We start from the raw sequence: 21,299 nt of genomic DNA on the forward strand, positions 1-21,299 counted from the left end.
GTCCCTTCAGCTACCGGGCTCTGTACCGGGCCACGGGCCTCATCTGTCGGCTTCGTGCTGCCATGTGTGCTGCTGCCCCTCCTCTTACTCCGTGCCGGCTAAGCATCCGGCTCCGGGCGATGCGTCCCGGTCCTTCAACTCAACCGCCCTTATGCGGTGACGCCCTGTCAGGGACTACCGAGGTCGCCCCCTCCTCATTGCCGGACGCCAGTCCCGGGCACGATCGCCAGGGGCGTCGAGCAGGTCTCTCACTGGTGCCGTTTCGACTGTCTGGCCCTTCGGTCCGTACCGGTCGCGGGGGAGCTGACCGAGTGTCCGAAGTCTCCAGCGCAGTCGCCAGGACTTCACTGTCCGGCGATCGAGTCTCCTGCGGCGGCCAGTTGGTCACCGATGGCCCTCAGGCCCGCGAGGTCGTGAACATCGCCGGGGAGAGCTGAGACCTCGGCTACTGCCACTTCCGGGTGCAGCGCGGTGAAACGGTCGCGCGTTCGCTGCTCACGCGCGAGTACCTGCATCCTTTCCGCATGAAGACGCAGCAGACCGGCCGTCAGTTGCTCGGCAGTGGGGTCCGCTGTGGTGGATACGACCTTCTGGGGCACGTGGGCATCATCCATGGGCTGCGCGGTATGCGCGGTGTGCTCGGGAGTGTTGTCCTGCTCGGGGTTGTGCGCCGGTGTGTGGCTTTCGGGCGGGGGTTCGGGAGAGGCGCCCGGAGCCTCACGAACACCAGTCTTCCCGCCCCTCTGATCCACAATGCCCTCACCATCAATATTTTCTGACGTAATTCCCGAGGCGAGGATCTCCGCTGCTGCGAGGGCCCGTTCGGCGGAGAGCTGGGCGGCTCGGCTTCCGTGTACGCGGTTCAGCACCAGCCCGGCCAGCGGCATTTCCTCCTCCGCCAAGCGCTCCACGAAGTACGCGGCCTCCCGTAGGGCGTCCCGCTCCGGAGCGGCCACGACCAGGAACGCCGTACCAGGCGCCTGAAGCAGACGGTAGGTGGCATCGGCGCGGGTGCGGAAGCCCCCGAACATGGTGTCCATCGCCGACACAAACGTCTGGACGTCCCGCAGCAGCTGACCGCCCAGCAGTTTTCCCAGAGTGCCCGTCATCATCGTCATGCCGACGTTGAGGAACTTCATCCCCGCCCTGCCACCCATCTTCGCCGGGGTCACCAGCAGCTTGATGAAGGTGCCGTCGAGGAAGGATCCCAGTCGCTTGGGAGCGTCGAGGAAGTCCAGGGCACTGCGTGACGGAGGCGTGTCGACGATGATCAGGTCCCACTCGTCCCGAGCGCGCAACTGCCCCAGCTTCTCCATCGCCATGTACTCCTGCGTACCGGCGAAGCCGGCCGAGAGCGACTGGTAGAAGGGGTTGTTCAAGATGGCCCGGGCTCGCTCGGCATCCGCGTGCGCCTCGACGAACTCGTCGAAGGTCCGCTTCATGTCGAGCATCATGGCGTGGAGCTCACCGGACGAACCATCGACGTTGCCCTCTATGCCCTTCACCCGGCGCGGGGTGTTGTCGAGAGAGTCGATGCCCAGGGACTGGGCCAGTCGTCGAGCCGGGTCGATGGTCAGCACCACGACTCGACGGCCGCGTTCAGCTGCACGTACCCCGAGCGCCGCAGCGGTGGTCGTCTTGCCGACGCCTCCGGAGCCACAGCAGACGATGATGCGGGTGGCGGGGTCATCGATGAGCGGGTCGACTTCGAGAGGCGTTGCCGACGCGTCCAAGGTCATGTGCCGGTCCCTTGCTTCCGCAGTTCCTTCGACAGTTGGTAGAGCCCTGCGAGATCGACGCCTTCGCTCAGCAGGGGGAGTTCATGCGTGGGCAGGTCCAGCCGGCTCAGCGCCATTCGCTGGTCCCGCTCCAGACCGACCCGCTGGGCGTGATCGGCCGCCTGCTCCAACAGCGGAGCGACGAGTTCGTCGGCACCGCTCACGCCCGCCGCGACGAGGGTTCTGGCGATCTCGGACCTGCGGTCGCCCGCGGCACTGTTGACCGCCTGCTCGTCCAGGAGGTGCGGACGGACCATGTTCACGATCACACTGCCGACCGGCAGATCGGCCGCGCGCAGCTCCGCCACCCCGTCCGCAGTCTCCTGAACCGGCATCTCCTCCAGGAGAGTCACCAGATGGACCGCGGTCTGGGGGGACTTGAGGACCCGCATCACCGCCTGGGCCTGGTTGTGTATGGGACCGAACTTTGCCAGCCCCGCCACCTCGTCGTTCACATTGAGGAACCGGGTGATCCGGCCGGTGGGTGGCGCGTCCATGATGACGTGGTCGTAGGCGTAGGCGCCTTGTTTGGTCCGCCGGCGCACGGCCTCGCACGCCTTGCCGGTGAGCAGTACGTCTCGGACTCCAGGCGCGATCGTGGTGGCGAAGTCAATGGCGCCGAGCTTTTTGAGCGCGCGGCCCGCGCTGCCGAGCTTGTAGAACATCTGGAGGTAGTCGAGCAGCGCTCGCTCCGCATCGATGGCCAGGGCGAAGACCTCACCACCACCGGAGGCGACGGCGATCTTTCGCTCCTCATAGGGGAGGGCCTCGGTCTCGAACAGCTGGGCGATGCCTTGCCTCCCCTCGACCTCGACGAGAAGAGTTCGCTTTCCCTCGGTCGCGAGGGCGAGCGCGAGGGCGGCGGCCACCGTGGTCTTACCGGTGCCACCCTTGCCACTGACCACCTGGAACCTGCTCACGCATTCGAGCCTAACCAGTTGAACCACGACCTACGCACGAGGTGGTGTGCGGGCTGCGTCACGTGGGCATTGCCGGCCGTGCTTCGGGCGGGCGTTCCTCGGCTCCTGGGGCGTTCCGTCCGATGAGGACCGCAGCCGTTGATCCCGTTCCGCAGATCGAAGCCCTACGGACTCCTCGGGTGCGGAGAGACTGTGCTCTGCGGCTACAGTCGCCTCCATGACCAAGTGGGAATACGTCACCGTGCCTCTTCTCGTGCACGCGACCAAGCAGATTCTGGACACCTGGGGCGACGACGGCTGGGAGCTCGTCCAGGTCGTGCCCGGGCCGAACCCCGAGCAGCTCGTGGCCTATCTGAAGCGGGCGAAGTCCTCGTGAGCGGCGCCGTGGAAGCCAGGCTGGCGGAGCTGGGCCTGACCCTGCCGGAGGTGGTGCCACCGTTGGCGGCCTACCAGCCGGCCGTGATCTCGGGCTCGTACGTCTATACCGCGGGCCAGCTCCCGATGGTCGAGGGGAAGCTTCCCGTCACCGGCAAGGTGGGGGGCGAGGTCACTCCTGACGAGGCCAAGGAACTGGCTCGCACGTGCGCACTGAACGCACTGGCCGCGGTGAAGTCGGTCACCGGCGATCTGGATCGCATCGCGCGGGTCGTCAAGGTCACCGGCTTCGTTGCTTCGGCGGCTGACTTCATCGGTCAGCCTGCGGTGCTCAACGGCGCCAGCGAACTCCTCGGCGAGGTCCTCGGGGACAAGGGTGTGCACGCACGCAGTGCAGTGGGCGTTGCCGTGCTGCCGTTGGACGCACCGGTCGAGGTCGAGATCCTGGTGGAGCTCACCCAGGTGTGAGGCTCCGAGGGTCGACTGCGGAGTTGGAACAGTGTGGCGCTGTGCTGATCCGCATTGATGTGTGATCCGCCTGTTGTGCGATCCCCAGCCAGAGCCGGTTTCAGGCTCGGCGGGGTCGGTCACCTCGGCCTCGATGGACGCCTCGTCCGATGGCCTGAGGGCGCCATTGCATAGGTTCTGAGTGTGGGAGGTCCGGTCGGGTCACCGGCCGGACCTCCCACTGCGGCCCAGGGCCGATGTTCCACGTGAAACCTCGCCCCGCCATCTGCGCCGACCCATACGCAGGGCCGTTGGGCGGTCCTCTACAGAGTGCTGGTGGCGGTAAGGCCCCGGTCTGAGGCAAGCGACGGCTGAGACCTCCCAGGGCTCCTGTGGGTGACCGGGTGACCCCTCGAACATCCACGCGCCAGCGCATACCATCCGGCCATGTCCAATGGTCAGTGGTACCCACCGGAATGGCCGGACCGGATTCGCGCCCTCGCCAGCGGCGACCTCGTCCCTGCGGCGCCCCGCCGGGCAGCAACCGTGATGCTGCTGCGCGACACGGTGGACGGTCCTGTGGTCCATATGCTCCGCCGACGCGCCTCCATGGCCTTCGCCGGCGGCGCTTACGCCTACCCGGGTGGCGGAGTGGACGACCGGGACTCCCGTCCGATCGGTTGGGCAGGCCCCTCCCTCGCCGAGTGGGCCGCCTGCCTCGGCGTGGACGAGGCATCGGCACAGGCCATCGTGTGCGCAGCGGTCCGGGAGACCTTTGAGGAAGCGGGTGTCCTCCTCGCAGGCACCACGGAGGACGCGGTGGTCGGCGATACGACCGATGACACCTGGGAAGCGGATCGGCAGGCCCTGGTCCTTCGTGAACTCTCCTTCGCCGACTTTCTGGACCGCCGCGGATTGGTGGTGCGGTCGGACCTGCTCGGTGGCTGGGCTCGGTGGATCACGCCCGAGTTCGAACCACGCCGCTACGACACCTGGTTCTTCGTCGCCGCGCTCCCGGTGGGCCAGCGCACCCGGAACGCGTCCACCGAGGCCGACCGCACGGTGTGGATCCGGCCGGCCGATGCGGCCGACCAGTACGACCGTGGAGAACTGCTGATGATGCCGCCCACCATCGCCACACTGAGGGCGCTGGCTCCCCATGCCACGTCAGCGGACGCCCTCGCGGCAGCGCGACACCAGGACCTCACCCCCGTACTGGCGACCGCCCGGATGGTCGGCGGGGAACTGCTCCTCAGCTGGCCGGGACATGAGGAGTTCACCAAGAACATCCCCATAGGGGGCCCGCGATGACGGATGCAGCGGCCCTTCCCGGCCAACCCCGCGGTGGCGCCCTTTCCGGGCCCGCCACGGCTCGTACGATCAATGTCCTGGCTCCCAACCCCTCCGCCATGACCCTTGACGGCACCAACACCTGGATCGTCTTCGAACCGGATGCCGATGTGGCCGTCGTCATCGACCCGGGACCGCTCGACGACGTTCATCTGCGCAATGTCATGGCCACCGCCGAACGGGCGGGCAAGCGGGTCGCGCTGACGCTGCTCACCCATGGACACCCCGATCACGCCGAGGGCGCGGGGCGCTTTGCCGAGCTGACCCGGACAGCCGTCCGCGCCCTGGACCCCGCACTCAGACTCGGCGACGAAGGTCTCGCCGCCGGCGATGTGATCCGGACCGGTGGCCTGGAGTTGAGGGTCGTTCCCACCCCCGGACACACCTCGGACTCGCTCTGTTTCCATCTACCGGCCGACGGCGCGGTCCTGACCGGGGACACCGTGCTGGGCAGGGGCACCACGGTCGTCGCCCACCCGGATGGCCGGCTCGGCGACTATCTGGACTCGTTGCGCCGACTGCGTTCGCTGACCGTCGACGACGGCGTCAGTACGGTGCTTCCGGGCCACGGGCCCGTACTGGAGGACGCCCAGGGCGCCATCGAGTACTACCTGGCCCATCGGGCCCATCGGCTGGCTCAGGTGGAGACTGCGGTCGAGCAAGGCCACCGTGAGTCGTCTGACGTGGTCGCGCGGGTCTACGGGGACGTGGACAGAACGCTCTGGCCTGCGGCGGAGCTGTCCGTCCTCGCGCAGTTGGAGTATCTGCGGGAGCACGGGCTGATCTAGCCCGCAGGGGCCGTGTACGAGGTCCGTACGGCCGGGTGCGAGCCCTGTGCACCGCCCGGCGCAATGATCCGGGCGAGGGCGGAAACTCGCTCTGCCCGAGGCCGAACTGTCCCGGCCCCCCGAGCGTCTGAAGCCATGGGCTGTGTTTTACGCTCCGCTTATATCTCGCATTTGACCTTGGGGGGACCCGGAGTGTTCGTTCTCTTCGTGCTGCTGCTCATTGCTGCGGCCGTACTGTTCTTCGTCGGCCGGAGCAACGACCAACGGGGGCTCAAGCTAGGCGCTTTGGGCGCGCTGATAGCCGGGCTGTTCGCGGGCGTGGCCAGCTGCGTGCACATCATCAGTGCCTATGAGGTCGGTGTTCCGGTCACTTTCGGCAAGGTGGGGAAGCCGCTGACCTCGGGCTTGAACATCACGTCACCGTTCACCGATATCACCACCTTCTCCACCCGTCCCGTGGACCTCAGCCTCTCGGACAAGGACGTGGTCGAGGTCCGCTCCAACCAGGGCGGTGTGATGTACGTGGAGGTCACGGTCAAGTGGGCGGTGACCCCGGCCAAGGCGGTTGAGCTCTACCGGCTCGCCGGCAGTGAGGGCGCCATCCAACAGCGGTTGGTCTTTCCCGACAGCCGAGAGATCATCCGCAATGTCTTCGCCCGCCACACCAGCGAACAGGGCTACAGCTCCGCTCGGGAGAAGATCAACGCCGAGATCGGTGATCTGATCCAGGAGCGACTGGCCCCCCGGGGCATCGCCGTCACCACGGTCAACCTCCGCAATGTGAAACCGTCCGACCAACTGCAGGGTCAGATCGACCGCAAGATCCAACAGCAGCAGGCGACCGAGCGGGCGACCGAGGCGGCTCGTACGGCCACGGCGGAGGCCGAGCGCCGCAGGATCGAGGCCGAGGGCATCGCCCGGGCGAACAAGATCCTGAGCAACTCGCTCACCGACAAGATCCTCATCAATCAGTGCATCGACGCCTTCAAGGAGGCGGCAGCCAAGAACCCGGTGTACGCGGTGCCCTGTGGGGGCAGCGGCGCCAACCCCCTGATCGTGGACGGCACCAAGAAGCAGTGACGGCCAGGTAGCGCGAGCCGTACGGCAAGGGCCGCGTGAGCCATACGGCAAGGGCCGCCCCGGGAGCAATCCCGGGGCGGCCCTTCCTCTTGGCGCGAGGCGGTTTGGCACGAGGTGGCGCCGGACAGCGTCCGCACCTACCTGATCAGCGAGAACGCTTGGCCAGCCGTTCCACGTCCAGCAGGATCACGGCTCGTGCCTCAAGGCGCAGCCAGCCGCGCTGCGCAAAGTCCGCGAGTGCCTTGTTCACGGTCTCTCGGGAGGCGCCCACCAACTGGGCCAGCTCCTCCTGGGTGAGGTCGTGGACCACGTGGATGCCCTCCTCCGACTGCACACCGAAGCGGCGTGACAGATCGAGGAGCGCCCGGGCGACGCGCCCAGGAACATCGGAGAAGACCAGGTCCGACATCTGGTCATTGGTCTTGCGCAGTCGCCGGGCGACGGCGCGCAGCAGTGCTGTGGCCACCTCGGGCCGTACGTTCAGCCAGGGCTGGAGGTCGCCGTGGCCCAGACCGAGGAGCTTGACCTCGGTCAGTGCCGTTGCGGTCGCGGTGCGCGGTCCGGGGTCGAACAGCGAGAGCTCGCCGATCAGCTCGCCCGGGCCGAGGACGGCGAGCATGTTCTCGCGCCCGTCGGGGGATGTGCGGTGGAGCTTCACCTTGCCCTCGGTGACCACGTAAAGGCGGTCACCAGGGTCGCCTTCGTGGAAGAGTGCGTCGCCGCGGGCGAGCGTCACCTCACTCATCGAGCCGCGGAGCTCCGCGGCCTGCTCGTCATCGAGCGCCGCGAAGAGCGGGGCGCGCCGCAGAACGTCGTCCACGAGTTCTCTCCTTGTCGACCTGCTCAGGGACCGTGGCCCCCATGATGCCGGACCGTACGGTGCCCGTCCGGGGGACACCGCGTGGGACAGCGTGGCTGCGGCAGACCCCTGGCAAGTAAATATTCGTGCGATCAATCACAACAAGTCTGACGCACTGGAGCGTCTGTTCGTGCGGCAGGGGCCCGATTGGGTCCTGATTACCTGTGACCGGGGCGGATGTCAGTGGTGGACCGTAGGGTGGCCGAGTGTCCAATTTGCCGGTGAGAGCGCAGGCCGAGGGGGCTGGAAGAGTGGCCGAAAAGCAAGATTCCGCTGTGGGCGAACATGCGCCGTCCGGTGCTCCGAAAGCCGCAAAAAGCGCGAAAAGGTCAGGGGTGCGGAAGCCCGAGTCCCGGTTGGCGATGGTCCGTCGCGCCCGCCGGATCAATCGTGAGCTGGCCGAGGTCTATCCGTACGCCCATCCGGAGCTCGACTTCCGCGACCCCTTCGAACTCCTCGTTGCGACGGTCCTCTCCGCTCAGACGACCGACCTCAGGGTGAACCAGACCACGCCCGCGCTGTTCGCGAAGTACCCCACCGCCGACGACATGGCCGAGGCGGCACCGGAGGATCTGGAGGCGATCATTCGGCCCACCGGATTCTTCCGTGCCAAGGCCCGGTCGCTACTCGGCCTCTCCGCGGCGCTACGGGATGACTTCGGCGGCGAGGTCCCCGGCCGACTGGAGGACCTGGTGACCCTGCCCGGAGTCGGACGGAAGACCGCGTTCGTGGTTCTCGGCAATGCGTTCGGGGTGCCCGGCATCACGGTTGACACGCATTTCGGCCGTTTGGTGCGGCGGTGGAAGTGGACCGAACACGAAGACCCGGTCAAGGTCGAGACGGACATCGCCGCGATCTTCCCCAAGTCCGAGTGGACGATGCTCTCGCACCGGGTCATCTTCCACGGCCGTCGGGTCTGCCACGCGCGCAAGCCGGCGTGCGGCGCCTGTCCGATCACACATCTCTGCCCTTCCTACGGAGAGGGCGAGACGGACCCGGAGAAGGCGAAGAAGCTGCTGAAGTACGAGTTGGGCGGGCAGCCGGGCCAGCGGCTCAACCCTCCGGCGGACTATCCCGGCCGGCCCGCCCCTGGGTTGCGGGAGGCCGGATGAAGGAACGATCCCTGCGCTGTGGGGCGTTGTGAACGAGGGGGTGCCCATGCGCACAGGAGACGACACACACGACACGACATACGAGACGCCTCGCGCCAGCGGCCCGTTCCGTCCCGCGGTGACGGCGGGGAGCACGGCCGTGTTGCCCGGAGTGGCAGCTCCCGGCGACGTCGTTGCGTCCTGTCTGCCCGAAGCCGGTGATCTGGCTGCTCCGCCCGGAAGCGCGCGCTCGGGGACGCTTCCGACAGGGCAAGGCATCGACCCGACCCTCCGTGCGAGGGCGGCCGGTACCGGCGCAGCCGAAGTGGACGACCGGGCGGTGACAGGGGCCCCGAGTAGGGCTCCCCGGGGCCCGGCCGACAGCCCGGCCGGGGCCGGATCGCCTGCCGCATCAGCGCAGGCTGCTCCTGCCCTTCGTACCGCGGCGTGCGCGGGTGACCCCGTCGATCCGCGGCCTGCACCTCGCGAGGGCCATGAGTCGACTGGGCACGATCGGTCGCGCCGGGCGTCGAGCCCGTCCAGACATCGGACCGCTGCGGACCGTGTCTCTCCCGCGGGCCGTATGTCTCAGGACCCTCACACCGTCCGTGGGTCCGAGGTGGCCGTCACCGCCGACGGCCTGCCGACCTGGCTCCACCCCGTCGCACGGACCGTGGGCGGCGTCGCGCCCGAGCAGCTGAGCCGATTCCTGCCGCCCAAGAACGGCAGAGGACGACAGTCCGCAGTCCTGGTGCTCTTCGGAGAGGGCGCGACCGGCCCCGAGCTGCTGTTGATGGAGCGGTCCGGCACCCTGCGCGCCCACGCCGGTCAGCCCTCGTTCCCGGGCGGCGCCCTGGACCCCGAGGACGGTGATCCGACGACCACCGGACCCCTCAGGGCCGCCCTTCGAGAAGCCGAGGAGGAGACCGGGCTCGACCCCTCGGGTGTGCAGGTCTTCGGAGTCCTTCCCAAGCTCTACATTCCGGTGAGCGGATTCGTCGTGACGCCCGTACTGGGATGGTGGCGCACACCCAGTCCGATCGGAGCGGTCGATCCCGCGGAGACGGCACGCGTCTTCACCGTGCCCGTGGCAGATCTCACGGACCCGGCGAACCGGGTCACGACCCTCCATCCGAGCGGTCACCTCGGCCCGGCGTTCACCGTGGAAGGGGCCCTGGTCTGGGGCTTTACCGCAGGGGTGATCGACCGACTGCTGCACTTCGCAGGCTGGGAACGGCCTTGGGACCGCGAACGTCAGGTCCCGCTCGACTGGCACCCATGACAGGCTGACCCTCCGAACCTGCCGGCTCGAAACCGGCGACGACCGGACCGGGGTCCGGCGTTGAAGCGATGGATCTGCGAGGCAAATGACGGTGAATGTGCTGGACATCCTGCTGCTGGTCGCGGCCGTGTGGTTCGCGATCGTCGGCTATCGGCAGGGCTTCGTCGTCGGCATCCTCTCGGTGATCGGCTTCCTCGGCGGTGGGCTGGTCGCGGTCTATCTGCTGCCCGTGCTCTGGGCGGAGGTGACCGACGACGGCTCCGAGGTGTCCACGACCGTCGCTGTCGTCGCCGTCGTGGTCGTCATCATCTGTGCCTCGATCGGCCAGGCGTTCACCACGCACCTCGGCAACAAGCTCCGCCGATACATCACCTGGACCCCCGCCCGGGCCCTGGACGCCACCGGTGGTGCGCTCGTCAACGTCATCGCGATGCTCCTGGTCGCCTGGCTGATCGGTTCCGCGCTCGCGGGGACCGCGCTGCCGACTCTCGGCAAGGAGGTCCGCAGCTCCAAGGTGCTGCTGGGAGTCTCCCGAGTGATGCCCGACCAGGCGTCCACCCTCTTCACCGACTTCACCACAGTCCTCGCGCAGAACGGACTCCCGCAGGTCTTCAGCCCCTTCTCCAACGAGCCGATCACCGAGGTGGAGCCCCCCGACCCCGCTCTGGTGGGCAGTCCGGTCGCAGAGCGTGCCAAGAAGTCGATCGTGAAGGTCGTGGGCACGGCACAGAGCTGTAGCAAGGTCCTCGAAGGAACCGGGTTCGTCTTCGGCGAGCGTCGGGTCATGACCAACGCCCACGTCGTGGGAGGTGTCGACGAGCCGACCGTCCAGATCGGTGGCGAGGGCCGTCGCTACGACGCAAAGGTCGTGCTGTACGACTGGCAGCGGGACATCGCCGTACTGGACGTCCCCGACCTCAAGGCCAAGCCGCTGCGCTTCGCAGACCCCGACGCCAAGACCGGGGACAGCGCGATCGTGGCGGGCTTCCCCGAGAACGGAGCGTACGACGTGCGCTCGGCACGGGTGAGGGGCCGCATCAACGCCAACGGGCCCGACATCTACCACCGCGGCACGGTCCGGCGCGATGTCTACTCGCTGTACACGATGGTTCGGCAGGGCAACTCGGGCGGTCCGCTGCTCACCCCCGACGGTGAGGTGGCCGGAGTCATCTTCGCCCGTTCGCTGGACGATCCGAAGACCGGCTACGCCCTGACGGTCGATGAGATCACCGAGGACATTTCGGCCGGGCTCTCGGCGAATCAGCAGGTGGACAGCCAGGGATGCGCGCTGTAGCCCTCTGACCGGGCCTCCAGGGCTCTACGGGAGCATGGGGAGGGTGCGGGGCTCTACCCCCAGCGCTGCGGCGTTGCTGCTGGACGTCGGACGACCAGGCGCCGGCGAGGCGGTCGGCGGTTGTACAGACCGATGGCGGTGCGTGAATCTGGTGGTGTGCAAGCCGACAGTGTGCGGGCAGTGCAGTGCTGGCCGACCGAGTCGCCCGCCCGAGCTGCCTGGCCGTGGCGCCCGCCTCGCGGTGAGACCACGTGGGCGCACGGAGTTCCCGGCGTGACGAAGCGCGGCGAGGCGCGACAAGGAGTGCAGGGACGAGCCCGCTGCGGGGATGGGACATGTGCCGTGCGCAGCCCGAAGTAGCGCACCTGGCCTTGCCCACTCCGTCAGCGGCAGACGCCCGGCACCTGATCGACGGCGGACACTCCAAGGCGAGTCCGCCTCCACGGCAAGGGCGCCGCAGATGGCTGGATCTCGCCCGGCAGGTCCTAGCCGCGCGAATGCCGAAGGCGAGCTGAGACCCAGCGCGCGCGCCGCCTCAGAATTCGTGGAATGCCCATGCCCTGTGCAGAGTGCTCAGGCCCCTGACCTTGCGGGCCATCACTGCTGTGGGTGCTCGGGCCATTGGCCGAGCGACGGTTGCGTGCGGCGTCACCGTAGTCGTACGTCCAACCCATACCGGGACCTGTGCCCGTGGCCCAAGGTCGGTAACCGTACTGAGGGCAGCCAATTGGCCTATGCGCGGGGCAAGTGGCTGTTCGTCGGACGCCTGTTCCCTGCGCGTGTTCCCTGTTGCGGTCGGGGCACCTCGGTAGAGACCCGCCCCGGCGACGAACCGTCAGTTGGACCACCTTCGGCAACGGCTGCCAGCTCGGCGGAGCTCCGCGCCCGCTACCGGTCCGGTTCGGGATCCTTGAGCCAATTGATCAGCTCCGACGAGAAGGCCACCGGATCCTCCTCGTGCGGGAAGTGCCCGAGCCCGTCGAACAGCCGCCAGCGGTAGGGGGCTTCCACATACTCCCCCGACCCGGCGGCGCTTCGCGTGCGCATGGCCGGGTCCAGAGAACCGTGCAGATGGAGGGTGGGCACCCGAACCGGCCGCTTCATCCGACGATTGAACTGGATGCCGTCCGGGCGGGCCATCGACCGCACCATCCAGCGGTACGGCTCGATCGAACAATGCGCCGTCGACGGGATGCTCATCGCCCGCCGGTAGGTGTTCAGCGTCTGCTCATCGGGCGGTTTGGGTCCTGACCAGCTCTCGATCAGCTCTCCCACCAGGGTCGCACCGTCCGCGACGAGTTGACGTTCCGGCAGCCAAGGGCGTTGGAAGCCCCAGATGTACGAACCGGCCCTGCTCTGCGAGAAGTCCGAGAGCATCGCCGACCGCCAACGGCGAGGGTGCGGCATGGAGGAGACCGCGAGCCGGCGCACCAGCTTCGGCCGCATCACCGCCGCCGTCCACGCCAGGTAGCCACCGAGATCGTGCCCCACCAGCGCCGCGTCCGGCTCGCCCAACGAGCGCACCACCCCCGTGATGTCGAGGGCCAGGTTCGCCGGGTCGTACCCCCTGGGCGTACGGTCGCTTCCTCCCACACCCCGCAGGTCCATGGCCACTGCCCGGTAGCCGGCGTCGGCGAGCGCGGTCAACTGGTGCCGCCAGGTCCACCAGAACTGCGGAAAGCCATGGAGGAGCAGGACCAGTGGTCCATCGCCCATCTCGGCGATGTGGAAACGCGCGCCGTTGGCCGCCACGTCGCGATGGGTCCAGGGACCGTCGATGCGAACGGGACTTCCACTACCGGTGTCAGGGGCGGTCATGCAGACGAGCGTGCCATACCCAGGCATGTCGTGTTTGCCATGCCTGTCCGCCCGGGAGCGCCGGGGTGAGCCCCTGGTGAACGGGAGGAGGACCCGAAGGCCCACACCTCTGATCCGAGTGGCCCAAGGGGTCTCAGCGGCGAACGCGTGATGTGGGAGCGCCGGTCAGCGGGCCGTCGCACCGACTTCCGCGACCGGCGCCTTCACCAGGATCACCTGCTGCGACGCACGCGGATGCGGCTTCACGCCCTGGAGCACCGCGGCGGTCTCCTTGGCGGAGGCGATCGACTTCTCCGGCGGCTTGACCTTCTTGAACTTGGCGACCGCCAACAGCGCCAGTCCGCCGGCCAGCAGCAGGAACGCCACACCCACGATCAGGAACGACCAGGCGAGCCCGAGCCCCAGATTGTGGATTCCGTACGCCGCGGCAAAGCTGAGCACGGGTAGCGAGAAGAGCACGAACACCCCTGCCACGATCAAGGCGACACTGCCCGTGACGCCGCGTTTGACGTCCTGCCGGATCTCGGCCTTGGCCAGGGCGATCTCATCGTGCACAAGTGCCGACATCTCGGCGGTCGCCGAGGCGACCAACTGCCCGAGGCTCCGCTCTGCACTGGTGCCGGGGTCGCTCATCGCTACTCCCTCTTTCCTGGCTCTGCTGCGGTGTCCGGGCGCTCCTGGAGTGTCCTGGAGACCGGGACTCTTCTGAATTGTCCGGGGTCCGTTATCAGATCATGCCGGACGTCCACGGTCTTCGCGCGACGCCCCCGCGGCTTCCTGTCCGCCGCCGGCTGAGACGCCTGCCAGCCGACGGTGCTCCGCGGCCCTCTTCTCGTAGATCTCCGCCATGCGGAGGTGGTACGCCGGGTCGTCCTGTTCGTAGATGTCGGGAATGCCGTCCTGGTCGTCGTCGCGTTCCTCGTCCGCGATGAGCGCCCGGTACTTGCGTACCCGCAATTTGAGAAGAACACCGGCGAGCACGGCGGCAATCAGGGAGCCCATCAGAACGGCTGCCTTCACCTGGTCGGTGAGCCCCGCATCGCCGGCGAAGGCCAGTTCGCCGATCAGCAGGGAGACCGTGAAGCCGATGCCGGCCAGGGTGGCGACGGCGAAGACATCAGGCCAGGCCAGATCCTCGTTGAGTTCCGCTCGGGTGAAGCGGGCCGCGAGCCAGGTGCCACCGAAGATGCCGAACGCCTTGCCGACCACGAGGCCGAGGACCACGCCGAGCGTTTCGGGCTTGGTGAAGACATCGCCGAGTACGCCTCCGGAGACACTGACACCGGCCGAGAACAGGGCGAAGAGCGGTACGGCGAGCCCTGCCGACACGGGGCGCACCAGATGTTCGATGTGCTCGCCGGGCGAGTGGTCCTCACCCTCCCGGCGGGAGCAGCGCAGCATCAGGCCCATGGCGACGCCCGCGATCGTGGCGTGGACGCCGCTGTTGTACATCAGGCCCCAGATGACCAGGGCCAGTGGGACGTACACGTACCAGCCGCGCACTTCCTTGCGGAGGAGGACCCAGAAGAGGACGAGTCCGGCGAAGGCGCCGCCGAGTGCGGCGAAGTTCAGATCGCTGGTGAAGAAGACGGCGATGATCAGGATGGCGAAGAGGTCGTCCACCACGGCGAGGGTCAGCAGGAACGCGCGCAGAGCGGACGGGAGCGAGGCGCCGAGAACGGCGAGTACGGCGAGGGCGAAGGCGATGTCCGTGGCGGTGGGAACGGCCCATCCGTCGGTTGAGCCGCCTCCGATCGTGTTGACCGCGAGGTAGACCAGTGCGGGAACGGCCATGCCGCTGAGCGCGGCGATCACGGGAAGGGCGGCGGCCTTGGGGTCGCGCAATTCGCCCGCGACCAGTTCGCGCTTGAGTTCGATGCCGGCCACGAAGAAGAAGATGGCGAGCAGGCCGTCGGCCGCCCAGTGCTGTATCGAAAGGTCCAGGCCGAGCGACTCAGGGCCTATGTGGAAGGAACTGAGGGACTCATAGCTGCTCGACAGGGGAGTGTTGGCCCAGATCAGGGCCACGATGGCAGCGATGAGGAGCAGGACTCCGCCGACGGTTTCGGTGCGCAGGGCGTTCGCTACGAAAGTGCGCTCCGGCAACGACATCCGGCCAAGGAACTTGCGCGGGCTCGGCGACGTCATGACGGGTGTACCTCCGGTAGGTCGGGCAGGGCAAAGCACCTGCCGACCAGACTTCCCGGCGCACCTAGGTTCACATTGTCGCGCTCTTAACGCGCGGCTCACCATAAACCTAAGGAGACGCTCGTGGGTATCCGGTGATCCTCTTTGTGATCTTACTTTAGGGGCATAGCGGACTTTCTGGGCAGCTGAAGTGGCGTTCGGAGGGCGAGGAGCAGGGGGCCGCACAGACCAGGGGCACCCCGCGCGGAAGCTGCGGGGTGCCCGTGGTCCGTCTCCCGAGGCGACCGTCCAAGCGGCGTCGCCCCGAGGGAGCGTCAGTCCTCGGAAGGCGCGCTCGGCAGACGGGACTGGATCAGATCCATCACCGAGGAGTCCGTCAGCGTCGTCACATCGCCCATCTGACGGTTCTCGGCGACATCCCGCAGCAGCCGCCGCATGATCTTTCCGGAACGCGTCTTTGGCAGCTCCGCCACCGGCAGGACACGCTTGGGCTTGGCGATCGGTCCAAGGGTCTTGCCGACGTGATTGCGCAGGTCAGCCACCAGGTTCTCATCCTCGGACGCCGTGCCCCGCAGGATGACGAACGCGACGATGGCCTGTCCGGTCGTCTCGTCGTTCGCGCCGACGACGGCAGCCTCGGCGACCTTGGGGTGGGAGACCAGCGCGGACTCGACCTCGGTCGTGGAGATGTTGTGACCGGAGACCAACATGACGTCGTCGACCCGGCCGAGCAGCCAGATGTCGCCGTCGTCGTCCTTCTTGGCGCCGTCCCCGGCGAAGTACTTGCCCTCGAAGCGGGACCAGTAGGTGTCGATGAACCGCTGGTCGTCGCCCCAGATCGTGCGCAGCATCGACGGCCACGGCTCGGTGAGGACCAGATAGCCGCCGCCACCGTTCGGGACCTCGTTGGCCTCGTCGTCGACGACGGTCGCGGCGATTCCGGGCAGGGCCCGCTGGGCGGATCCGGGCTTCGTCTCGGTGACGCCGGGCAGCGGCGAGATCATCATCGCGCCGGTTTCCGTCTGCCACCAGGTGTCGACGATGGGGGTGCTGCCGCCGCCGATGTGCTCCCGGTACCAGATCCATGCCTCGGGGTTGATCGGCTCACCGACCGAGCCGAGGACGCGCAGGCTGGAGAGGTCGAACTTCGCGGGGATGTCGTCTCCCCACTTCATGAACGTGCGGATCGCGGTGGGCGCGGTGTAGAGGATCGTGACCCCGTACTTCTGGATGACCTCCCAGAACCGGCCCTGGTGCGGGGTGTCCGGCGTGCCCTCGTACATGACCTGCGTCGCGCCGTTGGCCAGCGGGCCGTACACGATGTACGAGTGCCCGGTGACCCAGCCGATGTCGGCGGTACACCAGTAGACGTCCGACTCCGGCTTGAGGTCGAAGACGGCGTGGTGGGTGTAGGCGGCCTGGGTGAGGTAACCGCCGGAGGTGTGCAGGATGCCCTTGGGCTTCCCAGTGGTGCCGGAGGTGTACAGGATGAAGAGCGGGTGCTCCGCGTCGAACGCCTCGGGGGTGTGCTCCGCGGACTGGCGGTCGACGATGTCGTGCCACCACACGTCGCGGCCTTCGGTGACGGCCGTGTCCTGGCCCGTGCGACGGACCACCAGTACGTTCTCGACCTGGGGGCACTTGGCGACGGCGTCGTCGATGGCGGGCTTCAGCGCCATCGGCTTGCCACGGCGGTAGCCGCCGTCGGCGGTGATGACCAGTTTGGCGTCGGCGTCCAGGATGCGGGAGGCGACAGCATCGGCGGAGAAGCCGCCGAAGACCACCGAATGGGCGGCGCCGATCCGGGCGCAGGCCAGCATCGCCACCGCGGCCTCGGGAATCATCGGCAGATAGATGGCGACGCGGTCGCCCTTCTGTACACCCAGCTCGGTCAGGGCGTTCGCGGCCCGCGAGACCTCATCCTTCAGCTCGGCGTAGGTGACGGCGCGGCTGTCTCCGGGCTCGCCCTCGAAGTGGATCGCCACCCGGTCGCCGTTTCCGGCCTCGACATGGCGGTCCACGCAGTTGTAGGCGACGTTGAGCTTGCCGTCCGCGAACCACTTGGCGAAGGGCGGGTTGCTCCAGTCGAGGGTCTCGGTCGGCTCGGTGGCCCACGTGAGTCTCCGTGCCTGCTCGGCCCAGAAGCCAAGCCTGTCAGCCTCGGCCTGCTCGTACGCCTCCGCTGTCACATTGGCGTTCGCGGCCAGCTCGGCCGGCGGCGCGAACCGCCGCTCTTCTTTGAGAAGATTTGCCAGGCTTTCGTTGCTCACGACATCTCCCTTTCCCAGGGCGTCCTCTGTGCGTATGTGTCCGAGCCCATAGCTCACCAGCCCAGGGGGTCGGGTGACAAGAGCCTTCCAGAAATTGGTTTAGACCTTTTGAGTCTTGGTTGATGCTATGAGACGGCCCCTCCTTCCCGGGCGGCGGGAAGGAGGGGCCGTACGGTTGCACGGATGCCGCCCCGGGGCGGTTCACCTTCGGCTCTCGATGGCTGATTCTCCTACGAATGGCCGGGAGCCGCTGTGGGTGAGCTCTAGGTTCGGACAAGTGTCTGATCCCGCTCATCCACGGATGGGCGAGGGCCGCGATGCCGTCCCGAGTGGCCTTGCCCACTGCGAGCACCCTGTGAGCCCACTACGAGCCCTCTGCATATCTGCTGCGTGCTCGGTCCCGATCCCGGAACGATCGAATCCACTCGGGGCGGGTGCATCGATGAGGTTGGGCGGAGGGGGTTCGGGACCCGACCCCGGCACCGGTGGGTGAGTGTTTCGCTCCGATTTCGGACTGCGGCGGCAGCAGTGAGGATGAACGTATGAAAGCTGAGACCGCGTACCACGGCGAGATGGGGAAACAGTTCGCCGCCCAGGCCACGAACAGCACCTACAACGCCCACACCGATCGGCCCGCCATGCTGGAGCTCGCCGGTGATGTGGACGGGCTGTCCGTTCTGGACCTCGGGTGCGGGGCCGGCCACTATGCCGCGGATCTGCTGGAGCGAGGTGCCGCGCAGGTCGTCGGCGTCGACGGCAGCGAAAGCCTGCTGCGTGCCGCGCAGGAGCGCATCGGAGCTGGGGCCGTCCTGCACCACCATGATCTGGAAGAGCCGCTCACCTTCTTGGCCGACCAGTCGTTCGACCTGGTGGTGATGGCCCTCGTCTACCACCACATCACCGCCCGCGAGCAACTGCTCGCCGAGATCCGGCGTGTGCTGCGGCCGGGCGGGGCCCTACTGGTCTCGACGACCCACCCCACCGGCGATTGGACCTACTTCGGCGGTTCCTACTTCGCGGATGAGCAAGCCGAGCTGCCCTTCGGTGACGGATTCGCCCTGAACTACTGGCGCATGACCCTGGAGAAGTTCCTCGGAGAGCTGCTCGGTGCGGGGTTCGCACTGGAACGCCTCCTGGAGCCCCGGGCCGAGGAGGAGGCCCGCCGGGTTGATCCGCGCCGGTACGACAAAACGCACAGCCAGCCGAGCTTCCTCTCGGTCAGGCTGCGCTGCCCCTAGCCACTTCGCGTCACCAGGGGCAGCACTTACAGTCCGCGCCGTTTCAGCCGCGGGCTGCCATCAGCTTCATCAGCTCCATCAGCTCAGACATGTGCCTTGACCAGGGCCGACGACGCCGGTGCAACCCGGGTGAACACCGCGTCAAAGGTGTGATCGTCGCTCCTGGCCAACAGATACGCCTGGGCTTCGCCGCCGTGGAAGTACATGCCATGGAGTTCCAAGGTGCCCTCAGCGAGTCTGCGTGCGACCGATTCATGCGCCCGTAGATGATCCAGTTGCTGGACCACGTTGGTCAGGCACAACTGCTCCAGGGCGTCGGTCGGCAGCCTGCCGGAGATCCGTGCCCAGGAACGGTGCCGGCTTCTCATCCGCTCCAGGCTCGGCCGTCCATGCCTCAACCATCGCTTCCAAGGGGTCTGTGTGCCTCCGGGAGGAGTGGTCAGCAGCGCTTCCATGGCGCCGCAACCGGAGTGGCCACAGATGGTGATGGAACCGACCTGCAACACGTCCACCGCGTACTCGATGGCTGCGGCCACCGAGTCATCGCCGTTCTTCGCACCGGGCAGGGGGACCAGATTGCCCATGTTGCGCACGGTGAAGAGATCGCCGGGGCCACTGGCTGTGATCATGCTGGTGACCAGCCGGGAGTCGGAACAGGTGAGAAAGAGCTGCGACGGTCGCTGGCCTTCCCGCTCCAGCCGCGCCAACTCGTGGCGCACCAGTGGGGCCGTGTCGCGCTGGAAGGAACTGAGCCCGTCCGCGAGTTGATGGGTCGTGGGGCCCTGCACCCGGTCTTCGCAGTGGTGGTTGCGCCAGGGAGTCCACGGGCGACAACAGCCATGGGTCTCCGACGCGGGTTCACTGATGCGCCCCCCGGCCCGACCGGTGAACTCCACCGTGCCGCCCTGTCCCACATGGGAGGACTGCCAGTCGTGCAGGGCCTCGTAGGCGGCGTGGTCCATGAAGGACCCGTCCAACTCGACGACGCACTGGGCGCCCACAGGTACGAGGCTGAGCGCCCTGCTCAGTCGGGGAACGGCGAGGAACGTCAACTGCCCACGCACTTGGACCCGATGGACACCGCCGTGCTCCTCCTCCGTGATCCTGGTCCGGGTCAACCGGTGCAGCGCGACCGCTACGGCCACGGCGACGCCGATGATCACTCCCTCCAGTACCCCGGTGAGCACGACCGAGGCCAAGGTCACCGCGTAGACCAGGACTTCGCGATTGCGTCGCACGGTCCGCATATGGGTGATGTTGACCATCTGCACACCCACGACCATCACCAGCGCCGCGAGTGCCGCCAGCGGGATCAGATCGAGCACGGGAACCAGCAGCACCGCGGCCAACACGATCCACAACCCGTGCAGCATCGTGGAGTTTCGACTGATCGCGCCCGCTGACACATTGGCGGAACTGCGCACGGCCACCCCGGTGATGGGCAAGCCTCCCAGCGCGCCGGAGACCACATTGGCGGCCCCCTGCCCGGCCAACTCACGATCCAGATCTGCGCGGGGGATGCGGACTTCCTGGTCTTTACGGCCACCGATCAACTTGTCGACTGCCACGGCCGACAGAAGCGACTCCACACTGCCCACCAGGGTGATGGTCAGCACGGCGGCGAGGAGGCCGAGCGCCGGTCCCTGCGGCATCCCGGGCAGCGCATGACTGCTCCACGACGGCAGATCGACACGGGGGAGATGTAGCCCGGCCAGGACGGCGAGCGTGGTTGCGGCGGCCACCGCAGCGAGCGCGCCCGGGATCTTTCGAACGATCCGGCCTACCGCGCCCGGAATCCGCGGCCAGGCCAGCAGTACCGCGACGGTCAGGGCGCTGACGGTGATTGCTGCCGGCTGTAGCGCCGCAAGTTGGGCGGGCAGCGCGCGGACGTTGGCGATCGCCGAACTCTGCGGTGTGCCGCCGAGGACGATGTGGAGTTGCGCCAGGGCGATGGTGACGCCGATGCCGGCGAGCATTCCATGGACGATCGCAGGGCTGACGGCGAGGGCGGAACGGGCAACCCGAAGGGCGGCGAGGCCCAGTTGCGCGAAGCCGGCGAGCACCGTGATGGCGCAGGTGACCCGCCAGCCGTACTGCTGGATCAGGTCGGCGGTGACCACCGTCAGTCCGGCGGCCGGTCCGCTGACCTGGAGCGGGGCGCCGCCGAAGCGGCCTACGACGATGCCACCGACTGCTGCGGCGACGAGTCCCGCTTGCAGTGGTGCTCCGGTTGCCAGCGCGATGCCCAGGGAGAGGGGCAGCGCGATGAGGAACACGGCGATCGATGCGGACAGGTCCGCGCCGCTGATGCGGAAGCGGGTCGGACCCGTCGGTGGCTCGTGGGAGCGGCCTCGGCGAGTTCGCTGGGCCTTGTTGGGCTCACGAGGTGATTCGTCGGTGCGGGTGGGGACGCAGGCGGACATGGTTCCCGTCTCCTCCGGGGCAGCGCGGTCGCGGAATGTGGGGACGCGGCCGTGGGTCACGGCGTAAAGCGGCGGGAGGCTCAACTTTCAGTAAATTGATCGTAATGCAGAGTAAAGACTGAGGCATGATTTTCTGCG

At 67.7% G+C, this 21,299-nt stretch carries 18 protein-coding genes; 9 read left to right on the plus strand and 9 right to left on the minus strand.

Annotation, left to right across the window (positions count from 1 at the left end):
- Positions 1-344 precede the first annotated feature (344 nt).
- Both ACFXJL_RS07840 and ACFXJL_RS07845 read right to left on the minus strand, forming a co-directional pair.
- Entirely contained in the window at positions 345-1,739 is a 1,395-nt protein-coding gene (locus ACFXJL_RS07840) for an ArsA family ATPase (protein WP_358876649.1), read from the minus strand.
- Positions 1,736-2,698: an ArsA-related P-loop ATPase gene (locus tag ACFXJL_RS07845; RefSeq protein WP_358876648.1), complete on the minus strand. Its 963-nt coding sequence runs from the start codon at positions 2,696-2,698 to the stop codon at positions 1,736-1,738. Before ACFXJL_RS07845 ends, ACFXJL_RS07840 begins: the two co-directional genes overlap by 4 nt.
- Positions 2,699-2,915: 217 nt before the next feature.
- Here ACFXJL_RS07845 and ACFXJL_RS07850 point away from each other — a divergent pair, with 217 nt between their 5' ends.
- The 5 genes from ACFXJL_RS07850 (at position 2,916) to ACFXJL_RS07870 (ending at position 6,738) form a co-directional block, all read left to right on the plus strand.
- Positions 2,916-3,074, plus strand: a complete 159-nt coding sequence (locus tag ACFXJL_RS07850; protein WP_329021650.1) for a hypothetical protein — start codon at positions 2,916-2,918, stop codon at positions 3,072-3,074.
- Positions 3,071-3,541, plus strand: coding sequence for a RidA family protein (locus ACFXJL_RS07855; protein ID WP_358876647.1), 471 nt, complete (start codon positions 3,071-3,073; stop codon positions 3,539-3,541). Before ACFXJL_RS07850 ends, ACFXJL_RS07855 begins: the two co-directional genes overlap by 4 nt.
- Before the next feature lie 426 nt (positions 3,542-3,967).
- Positions 3,968-4,831, plus strand: a complete 864-nt coding sequence (locus tag ACFXJL_RS07860) for an NUDIX hydrolase (RefSeq protein ID WP_358876646.1) — start codon at positions 3,968-3,970, stop codon at positions 4,829-4,831.
- Positions 4,828-5,658 carry an MBL fold metallo-hydrolase gene (locus tag ACFXJL_RS07865; RefSeq protein WP_384690236.1) on the plus strand — a complete coding sequence of 277 codons (831 nt, stop codon included), beginning with the start codon at positions 4,828-4,830 and terminating at the stop codon, positions 5,656-5,658. Before ACFXJL_RS07860 ends, ACFXJL_RS07865 begins: the two co-directional genes overlap by 4 nt.
- A gap of 192 nt (positions 5,659-5,850) precedes the next feature.
- The gene (locus tag ACFXJL_RS07870) at positions 5,851-6,738 is read left to right on the plus strand and encodes a prohibitin family protein (protein WP_358876644.1); all 888 of its coding nucleotides are present in this window, start codon (positions 5,851-5,853) and stop codon (positions 6,736-6,738) included.
- 145 nt (positions 6,739-6,883) lie between these two features.
- Here ACFXJL_RS07870 and ACFXJL_RS07875 read toward each other — a convergent pair whose 3' ends face one another.
- Entirely contained in the window at positions 6,884-7,558 is a 675-nt protein-coding gene (locus ACFXJL_RS07875; protein WP_250921514.1) for a Crp/Fnr family transcriptional regulator, read from the minus strand.
- A gap of 290 nt (positions 7,559-7,848) precedes the next feature.
- Between ACFXJL_RS07875 and nth the strand changes: the two genes are divergently transcribed.
- The 3 genes from nth to ACFXJL_RS07890 all read left to right on the plus strand — a co-directional run bounded on the left by nth (position 7,849) and on the right by ACFXJL_RS07890 (position 11,264).
- Positions 7,849-8,709 carry an endonuclease III gene (gene nth / locus ACFXJL_RS07880; RefSeq protein ID WP_358876643.1) on the plus strand — a complete coding sequence of 287 codons (861 nt, stop codon included), beginning with the start codon at positions 7,849-7,851 and terminating at the stop codon, positions 8,707-8,709.
- A gap of 562 nt (positions 8,710-9,271) precedes the next feature.
- The gene (locus ACFXJL_RS07885; protein WP_384690240.1) at positions 9,272-9,970 is read left to right on the plus strand and encodes an NUDIX hydrolase; all 699 of its coding nucleotides are present in this window, start codon (positions 9,272-9,274) and stop codon (positions 9,968-9,970) included.
- Between the two features lie 91 nt (positions 9,971-10,061).
- Complete coding sequence (locus ACFXJL_RS07890; RefSeq protein ID WP_329027676.1) at positions 10,062-11,264, plus strand: MarP family serine protease; 1,203 nt, start codon at positions 10,062-10,064, stop codon at positions 11,262-11,264.
- Between the two features lie 485 nt (positions 11,265-11,749).
- On the opposite strand, the gene ACFXJL_RS07895 is transcribed toward ACFXJL_RS07890, so the two are convergent.
- The 5 genes from ACFXJL_RS07895 to acs form a co-directional block, all read right to left on the minus strand.
- Positions 11,750-11,938, minus strand: coding sequence for a hypothetical protein (locus tag ACFXJL_RS07895; protein WP_358876641.1), 189 nt, complete (start codon positions 11,936-11,938; stop codon positions 11,750-11,752).
- A gap of 214 nt (positions 11,939-12,152) precedes the next feature.
- Positions 12,153-13,082: an alpha/beta hydrolase gene (locus ACFXJL_RS07900; RefSeq protein ID WP_358876640.1), complete on the minus strand. Its 930-nt coding sequence runs from the start codon at positions 13,080-13,082 to the stop codon at positions 12,153-12,155.
- A gap of 165 nt (positions 13,083-13,247) precedes the next feature.
- Complete coding sequence (locus ACFXJL_RS07905; protein ID WP_358876639.1) at positions 13,248-13,715, minus strand: phage holin family protein; 468 nt, start codon at positions 13,713-13,715, stop codon at positions 13,248-13,250.
- A 99-nt stretch (positions 13,716-13,814) separates the two neighbouring features.
- Positions 13,815-15,230, minus strand: coding sequence for a Na+/H+ antiporter NhaA (gene nhaA / locus ACFXJL_RS07910; RefSeq protein WP_358876638.1), 1,416 nt, complete (start codon positions 15,228-15,230; stop codon positions 13,815-13,817).
- Positions 15,231-15,544: 314 nt separating this feature from the next.
- Positions 15,545-17,500 carry an acetate--CoA ligase gene (gene acs, locus ACFXJL_RS07915; protein WP_358876637.1) on the minus strand — a complete coding sequence of 652 codons (1,956 nt, stop codon included), beginning with the start codon at positions 17,498-17,500 and terminating at the stop codon, positions 15,545-15,547.
- Positions 17,501-18,042: 542 nt separating this feature from the next.
- Between acs and ACFXJL_RS07920 the strand changes: the two genes are divergently transcribed.
- Complete coding sequence (locus ACFXJL_RS07920) at positions 18,043-18,738, plus strand: class I SAM-dependent methyltransferase (protein WP_384690246.1); 696 nt, start codon at positions 18,043-18,045, stop codon at positions 18,736-18,738.
- Positions 18,739-18,821: 83 nt separating this feature from the next.
- Here the strand turns inward: ACFXJL_RS07920 and ACFXJL_RS07925 are convergent, their stop codons facing one another.
- On the minus strand, positions 18,822-21,161 hold the full coding sequence (locus ACFXJL_RS07925) for a SulP family inorganic anion transporter (protein ID WP_358876635.1): 2,340 nt from the start codon (positions 21,159-21,161) through the stop codon (positions 18,822-18,824).
- Positions 21,162-21,299: the final 138 nt, after the last annotated feature.

This window comes from Streptomyces sp. NPDC059256 (assembly GCF_042753785.1).
GTDB lineage: Bacteria > Actinomycetota > Actinomycetes > Streptomycetales > Streptomycetaceae > Streptomyces.